Annotated in this window: 7 protein-coding genes; 2 read left to right on the plus strand and 5 right to left on the minus strand. The window is 50.1% G+C overall.

Annotated elements, in window-relative coordinates:
• Positions 1-38: 38 nt before the first annotated feature.
• The 4 genes from devC to C1752_RS19080 all read right to left on the minus strand — a co-directional run bounded on the left by devC (position 39) and on the right by C1752_RS19080 (position 3,646).
• The gene (gene devC / locus C1752_RS19065) at positions 39-1,208 is read right to left on the minus strand and encodes an ABC transporter permease DevC (RefSeq protein ID WP_110987641.1); all 1,170 of its coding nucleotides are present in this window, start codon (positions 1,206-1,208) and stop codon (positions 39-41) included.
• 78 nt (positions 1,209-1,286) lie between these two features.
• The gene (locus C1752_RS19070) at positions 1,287-2,588 is read right to left on the minus strand and encodes an HlyD family efflux transporter periplasmic adaptor subunit (protein ID WP_110987642.1); all 1,302 of its coding nucleotides are present in this window, start codon (positions 2,586-2,588) and stop codon (positions 1,287-1,289) included.
• A complete protein-coding gene (locus tag C1752_RS19075) occupies positions 2,563-3,150 on the minus strand; it encodes a TetR/AcrR family transcriptional regulator (RefSeq protein WP_110987643.1) in 588 nt (195 codons plus the stop codon). Before C1752_RS19075 ends, C1752_RS19070 begins: the two co-directional genes overlap by 26 nt.
• 157 nt (positions 3,151-3,307) lie before the next feature.
• Positions 3,308-3,646 carry a transposase gene (locus C1752_RS19080; RefSeq protein WP_110987644.1) on the minus strand — a complete coding sequence of 113 codons (339 nt, stop codon included), beginning with the start codon at positions 3,644-3,646 and terminating at the stop codon, positions 3,308-3,310.
• Positions 3,647-3,869: 223 nt separating this feature from the next.
• Between C1752_RS19080 and C1752_RS19085 the strand changes: the two genes are divergently transcribed.
• Positions 3,870-4,517 carry a DUF4241 domain-containing protein gene (locus C1752_RS19085; RefSeq protein WP_110987645.1) on the plus strand — a complete coding sequence of 216 codons (648 nt, stop codon included), beginning with the start codon at positions 3,870-3,872 and terminating at the stop codon, positions 4,515-4,517.
• 245 nt (positions 4,518-4,762) lie between these two features.
• Here the strand turns inward: C1752_RS19085 and C1752_RS19090 are convergent, their stop codons facing one another.
• Positions 4,763-5,434 (minus strand): pyridoxamine 5'-phosphate oxidase family protein, encoded by a 672-nt coding sequence (locus C1752_RS19090; RefSeq protein ID WP_110987646.1) that lies wholly within the window; start codon positions 5,432-5,434, stop codon positions 4,763-4,765.
• 109 nt (positions 5,435-5,543) lie between these two features.
• Between C1752_RS19090 and pdxR the strand changes: the two genes are divergently transcribed.
• Entirely contained in the window at positions 5,544-7,022 is a 1,479-nt protein-coding gene (pdxR, locus tag C1752_RS19095) for a MocR-like pyridoxine biosynthesis transcription factor PdxR (protein WP_110987647.1), read from the plus strand.
• Positions 7,023-7,157: the final 135 nt, after the last annotated feature.

The following is a 7,157-nucleotide window of genomic DNA, read 5'->3' on the forward strand; positions in this document are numbered from 1 at the left end:
CTTGATACCAATGGTGTACAAGGGATAAAACTAAGACATCAAAAGATGTCAGCAGGGTCGGCTGAGCGAAGTTTTCGCATTGCGATCGCACCTGAAGCCGAACACATCAAAATCGTCATAATCAACACCGTTACGGCTCGCTGCACCGTCATCGAAATCGGCAACATCGTCGCGGCAAAGGCCAACTGATAGAGCCCCAAAGCCAAAAAAACGCTGGGCAAATAGCCAAGAAAGGCCAGCAGCAGCGCCTCTTGGATCAGCACACCCAGCAGATAGTTATCGGTGTAGCCCATCGCCTTGAGCGTGGCGTATTCTGGCAGGTGCTCTGAAACATCGGAATAGAGAATTTGATAAACAATGACAATGCCGACGATAAAACCCACCCCAACACCAAGACCAAAAATAAAACCAATGCCGGTCCCGTCGGACCAGTAGTCTCGTTCGATTTGGGCAAAGTCTTCGGTGGTTCCAATCAGCACATCATCGGGTAAAGCGGCAGCTAACTGAGCACGCACTCGGTCAATGTCAGCCCCCGACTTGAGATGAATTAAGCCCACTTCAATCTGATTGGGACTGCGATTAGGAAAAAGCTGCAGAAAGGTTGAATCGCTTGTAATCACGTTGCCGTCTGCGGCAAAGGAGGCTCCGTTGGTGAATACACCATCCACCTCAATTAGCTTGCCGTTGAGTTCCGTTTTGAAGATGCCCGTTTGCTCAAATTGCTCAGCAGCGAATCCGTATTCAGGCCGTCCTGCCTGGTCAAACAGGACGCGATTGAGCGGTTGAATCTTATCAAGATTTTGATTGACCTCAGGGAAGTTAAATGAGGGTTCGACCGGATCAATTCCCCAGACTAAAATCGCGCGCTCTAGCTTTGTGTCAGGATTTTTCCATTGGCCCGTAGACACATAGATGCCGTTGACGGACTTCACATCGGGGTGGGCTAGCGTCTGGTACAGGCGCTCCCGAGGGAAGGCTTTGACAGAGAACAACGTCTGCATCTGTGGGTTGGTCAGCACCAGATCTGCCTGCAGATTGCGGTGGGGCTTAATGGCGGCATCGTACAGTGCCCCCTCAAAGCCCATCTGAATAAAAATCAACATATCGGCAAAGGCAATACCTGCGATCGCAACCATCAATCGCGTCCGCTCCCGCGTCACCTGGAACCAGGCCAAGGGCGTTTTCTTGAGAAACTTAGGTCGCTGCATCAGTCCCTCCCGTTGACCGATCTATTGATGACGACGGCCTTCTTTTCAAATCGAACGTTCGTTATCCCAAAAGTCATTTCAACGCCCCTTTGAGACTTGAATAATGGCCTGCACTTGCAGGTTGCTGAGGTTGGCAACCCGCTGGCTATCTTTAGAATTAAGGGCAATTTTGACCTCCACCACCCGACGATCTAAGTTCTCGCCCGGATCGCCGCTAAAGACCTGCTGGCGGCTAATCTGACGGCCGATCTCAATGACCTTACCCTGCAGTTCATCGTCGAAACCTTGGCCGCGTACAGTGACTGGCTGCCCCATTTCAACCCGGCTGATATCGCTTTGGTAAACCTCTGCGACAGCCAGCATCTGGCCGGTTTGGCCTAGGGCAACAATGCCCTCCGTACTCAACTGCTCACCGGGCTGCGTGTAAATCTTGAGAATCTGCCCTGCCCTGGGAGCCTTGATCGTCGCCCTAGAAAGATTCTTCTGCGCTTTGAGTAGAGATGCCTGAGCTGTTGCCACTTCGGCTTGAGCCACCTGAACATCAACAGGCCGCACTTCAGCCACTTCATCCAACCGAGAGCGAGCTGTCGCAAGCTGGGCTTGACCCGTGCTCCCTAGGCGAGCCAGTTCGGCACGGGCTTCTTTGAGTTGGCGCTGGGCCGTGGTGATGGTGCGCGATAGGACTGCTTGAGCCTGTTTTAGAGCTTGGCGGGTGGTATCCACACTGAGCTGCTTGCTATCAAAGAGCGAAGCTGAAACCGCGCCAGCCTCATAAAGAGATTTGTAACGCACCAGCTCTGTTTCAGCGGTGCGGAGCTCGGCTTGAAGCCTCTGTACTTCAGCGGTTTGGGCGTTGCGATCGCCTTCATACTGCGCCTCAACCCGCGAGATCGCTTCCCGCTGAACCCGTGACTGCCCTGCCAGCTCAGCCGACTGCTGAATCACAGTGGCTCTTTGGGCCTCAATCGCACCTGTTTTGGCTCCGGCCTGCACTTGAGCCAGTCCTGCCTGAGCGACGCGAAGCTGCGCTTGGGCTTGGGTTACTTCGTCCTCAAGGCGGTCATGGGAATCTAAAACGGCAATCGGATCACCCGGCTCAACCGTGTCCCCGACCTGCACGAGCAGATCGGCGAGGCGATCGCCATCCAACGCCAGCGGAGCTGCAATTTCAACAATTTCTCCGGTTGGCTCCAGTCGCCCCAGCGCTGCCACGCTCGGCAATTCTGAAGTCTGAGCTGTGATAGATTCTGAAGACTGAGTGGCAATCCATCCCCCTTGAGAGAGACCGATGGAGACAATACCTCCGGTGACGGCAAGGCCTGCAAATACGGTACCGAGTAGCCAGGGCTTCGGCTTAAGCTTGAGCGGAAGACTGTTCATAGCTAACAATCATTTGGATCATAAGTTGACTTTGGTGCTGGAGCCAGTTGGCATCTTGGGTCTCTCGGTTGTAGATGTACTGAACAATCAGGCCATCGATGAATACCATTAGAAAGTCGGCCATCGCAGCATCAGAAAGCTGCAGGTATTCCGTCAAGGCATCGCGGCTCCGGTTCCAGACCTGACGCAGAAAATTGACTTGTTCGTGGCCTTCTTTCTGGGTTTGCTGAAAGAAATCAACCCACAGCAATAGTTGCTGCTGGTAATGCTGCAGATGCATAAAAACAAAATCCATAATCGCCTGAAGACGAGCCTCTAGCGTTTTTGCTTCAGGCGCTTGGGCCAAGAAGCTAGAGATATCCTGTTCACACAGCTCCTGAACGAGCTGTACAAAAATAGTCTCCTTGCTTTCGAAGTAGTGATACAGCGTTCCGGTCGAAACGCTCAACCCCTCAGCAATCTGCCGCATGGTGATCGAACCGTAGCCCTTTTGAGCGAAGAGTTCAGCACATCCGTTGAGCAATTCTTTGCGATAACGCTCGTGATCAACAACCTTGGGCATGGACAACGATGTAAACAACCAGAGCATTTTACTACCTCGACTTATTTATAACATATGTTCGTTATAAATAAGTCGAGGTAGTTTGTTCTAGGTCGAGTCTCATTTGGGTCGCTCGTGAATATGCTGTCGGTGCTGAAGAGTAAGTGGGTAGATAGACTTAAGAGGCACTGTCAAGCCGCCCAACAGCAATATTGAACAGTGGTTCATGGCGCAAAAAATCGTGATCTAGCAGATCTTCGCAGCCTTGGGCAATACCATAGATGCGTTGGGCTATGAGATCCGATAAAGAGTGCTGAATCCGTTTGGGGTTACGCAGATCGCTGAAGCAGTTTGCAAAGCACTGGGTCAGTTGAAAGTGTTCATCGACTTGCTTAATCAGAAGAAGCCCTCCACCACTGGTAAGGCTACCTCCATTGAAATCAGCCATGATCTCGCGGTTGTCTAGCTTGCCAAAAAGGTGTAGCTGCGAAGAACACTCAGTTGGGATTAAAGGCATGAGATCAAGTTGCTAGATGTTATGTCTTCACTGCATTCTCGCTGTTTTTGATTCACCTTTTCAATCGGATTTATCTATCCAGGCTTACCTTAATTCAATTGCTTTTCACGATAGAGTGGTGTTGGGATGTTCTCTCACTGATGTTGCCTAATCACCAACGAAAAGCAGAAGAAGATACTTTGCTATCCCTAAAATTTAGTCGTCTCAAGAAGTAGTATTCATCATGCTGATTCCAGATCTTATGCTTGCCTTTCAAGAAGGGCATAAGCTTGCTCTTGATACTGAAGAAGTTGTTTTTTCTCCTTTTTTTGTTGGCGATCTGGTCGTCGTCTCAGGAGAAATAATGGCAGCAGATCCCCTAGTACGATTTGCTGAAGCCCCCTTTGAATTATCAGTAGAGCCAGGGCATTACCCAGTTACATTAAGTCTTGCTAATTTCTGCAGTCGTTCATATAAGGAGGAGCGCGTTGCTTATGCAATGTTAACTATTCAGGAAACTTATCCAGTTAAATGGGAAATTGCAAAATGTAGTCGCTTAGTTGACGGTGTCCCCATCAGTCATAAAGATGAGGGTTATGCTGTTGACTCAGCTACTGGAAGTTTTATGGATACTGAGGTTGAGCAGATTTTACTGGACAAAGAACTAATTCAACCAGAGGAAGAGACTCCTTGGTATAAACTCATAGAACTACTAGAAGAGAATTGGAAAAGATCTCCAGCAAGTTGGGCAAATCTTTGTGTAGATGAAGACCACCAAGGGAATGTAATAGCATTTACTTCGGGCTGGGGAGATGGTAGCTATACTAGCTATTTCGGATACAGTGTGGATGGTGAAGTATCTAGAATTGTCACTGATTTTTGTGTATTTTAAGATATCAACATATGTCAATATTTCTATAATTGATCTACTGAATAACATCCAATTTTCCTGATTGAATATTATGATTTTCTAGCTCTTTCAAAGCCTCTAGCACTAATCCTGGATGCATCACAACGATGGGAGTCTTTGTCGAGAGCACTGTACAGACTGATTCTAAATTAATAGGCTAATCATACACACTATTGTATTTTCTGTGTCATTGAAACCTATTCAGGCAAATCTTTTTAAGCTATTTTTTAAAGGTGTTTGAGAGAAATGCAGGATGTAGTACGCGTGTAATTCTCGATGGCGTTGGGGATGGTAATTTCGGACGGTAAGCGCGGATCGGGCTTTGGTGCAGTGGTGGTGAGCTGTAAAGGCAATACCCCTGCCCATACCGGAAGTTGATAATCGGCTTCATCATCAAGGGGTGGGCCAGTGCGAATTTTAGCGGAGGCTTCTGTTAGTGGCAATGTAAGGACGAGCGTTCCTTTCAGCTCTTGGGATGTGGGGGGTCTCACGTCAGACCAGCGTTGGGGGACGACATGATCCGTGAAGGCTTTGAGGGCCTGCCACTTTTCTTCAGGATCAGTGACGGTGGTCGCGGCACCAAAGATGACGACTGAGCGATAGTTCATGGAATGGTGATAGGCAGAGCGTGCGAGAACGAGGCCGTCTAAGAGGGTAATAGTGACACAGATCTCTAGGTTGGTTTGGAGCGATCGCAACATTCGACTCGCTGGTGAACCGTGTATGTAAAGCCGGTCGCCCACTCGACCGTAGGCCGTCGGAATCACAATAGGCTGACCGTCAGAGACAAATCCGACATGGCAAACCAAAGCTTCATCTAAAATCTGATAGATCACATCAAGATCGTATTCACCCCGCTGGGGAGTACGGCGGACCTGGGTTCGAGAGGTTGGCTGCATTGTTGTGATCTCTACTTTGGGGTAACTGCTGCCAATCTAAGGGCATAACTGGACTGATTCAAGAGCCAATTTTATTATTGTATATAAGTCCACTTTGAGATTTAGCGTTGTGTACAGTGATTTAGCTATTCACCTTGACGGCGATCAGCCACTGCAGCAGCAGCTTTACCGAGAACTGCGGCGGGCAATCTTGGGCGGCCGGCTATTGCCGAAGCAGAAAATTCCCTCAACGCGATCTCTAGCCCAATCCCTTGGCATCTCGCGGACCACTGTCACCCTCTGTTATGAACAGCTTCTAAGCGAAGGATACCTGGAAGCTGTGGTGGGTTCTGGGACCTACGTCTGTGCCCAGATTCCTGACGATTTGCTGCAGTCGGAGGCTGCCGTTGCAGCAGACTCACATCCAGCTCTGCCGCTCCAGCTCTCGCAATATGGCGCAGTGCTGGAGGAGACAGATCTGTCGCGCCCACCCGAGCCAGAAGTTCCCTTCAGCTTTCGCTATGGTAGGCCTGCGCTTGATCAGTTTCCACGAAAGCTGTGGCGGAAGTTACTGTCTCAGCGCTGTACAGCAGCAGATTGGTTGGATTATACGATTGATCCACTGGGCTACTATCCGCTGCGTGAGCAGATTGCCCAGTACCTCGCCCGAGCGCGAGCGGTGCAGTGCATACCAGAGCAAATCGTGATCACAAATGGCTCCCAGCAGGCGCTGGATTTGATTCTACGGTTGTTGATCGATCCGGGGGATGCGATCGCAATGGAAGATCCAGGCTACCCAAGTGCCCGCCAGTTATTCTTGACTCAGGGCGCAACGATTATCCCTGTTACTGTTGATGAAGCTGGACTGCGGGTTTGTGACCTGCCCCAGGGGCTTGCAATCAAGCTGGTGCATGTGACGCCCTCCCATCAGTTTCCGACTGGGGCAATTCTATCGCTGCCGCGTCGATTGGAGCTGTTGGCCTGGGTGCAGCAGCGGGGAGCGCTGATCATTGAAGATGATTACGACAGTGAATATCGCTACGGCGAGCGTCCGATTCCGGCCCTTCAGGGCCTCGATCATAGCGGGTCCGTTTTATACATCGGTACCTTTTCTAAGGTGCTGTTTCCGTCGCTTCGGATCGGTTACTTAGTGTTGCCCCAGCGTTTGGTGGCCTTGTTTGGAAAGGCCAAGTGGCTTTGCGATCGCCAGCTCCCTCTCTTAGAACAACAAGTTCTCACAGATTTTATACAAGGTGGCCATCTAGAGCAGCATATTCGGCGGATGCGATCGCTCTACGATCAGCGACGACAGACGATTGTTTCTGCACTTAACCACCACTTCGGCAAGCGGGTTTTGATCATGGGGGAGCAAGCCGGTATTCATGTGATGATCAAACTTCAGACCTCGCTTTCTGACCAAGCTGTGGTCGAGCGGGGAGCGCAAGTGGGCGTAGGCCTAATGTCAGCTCAGAGCCACTACCTCAACCCACACCACACTGGAGAATTTATTTTTGGTTATGCAGAACTGTCCGCAGAGGATATTAAGGTGGGCATTCGCCGATTGGCTCAGGTTTTGACTTTGAGAGGAAATGATTTACCGTCTGGGTAGTCCTAAATGGGTAAGGATATTCTATCGATAAGGGGATGTATGTTCTCCTATGCTTATGCGAGTGTTGACTCGTCGTCATCCATCGTTTTCCGTGTCTTCTGCTCTACCAGCGTGTCCCAACTGTGCCTCTGAGAA

This window comes from Acaryochloris thomasi RCC1774 (assembly GCF_003231495.1).
GTDB lineage: Bacteria > Cyanobacteriota > Cyanobacteriia > Thermosynechococcales > Thermosynechococcaceae > RCC1774.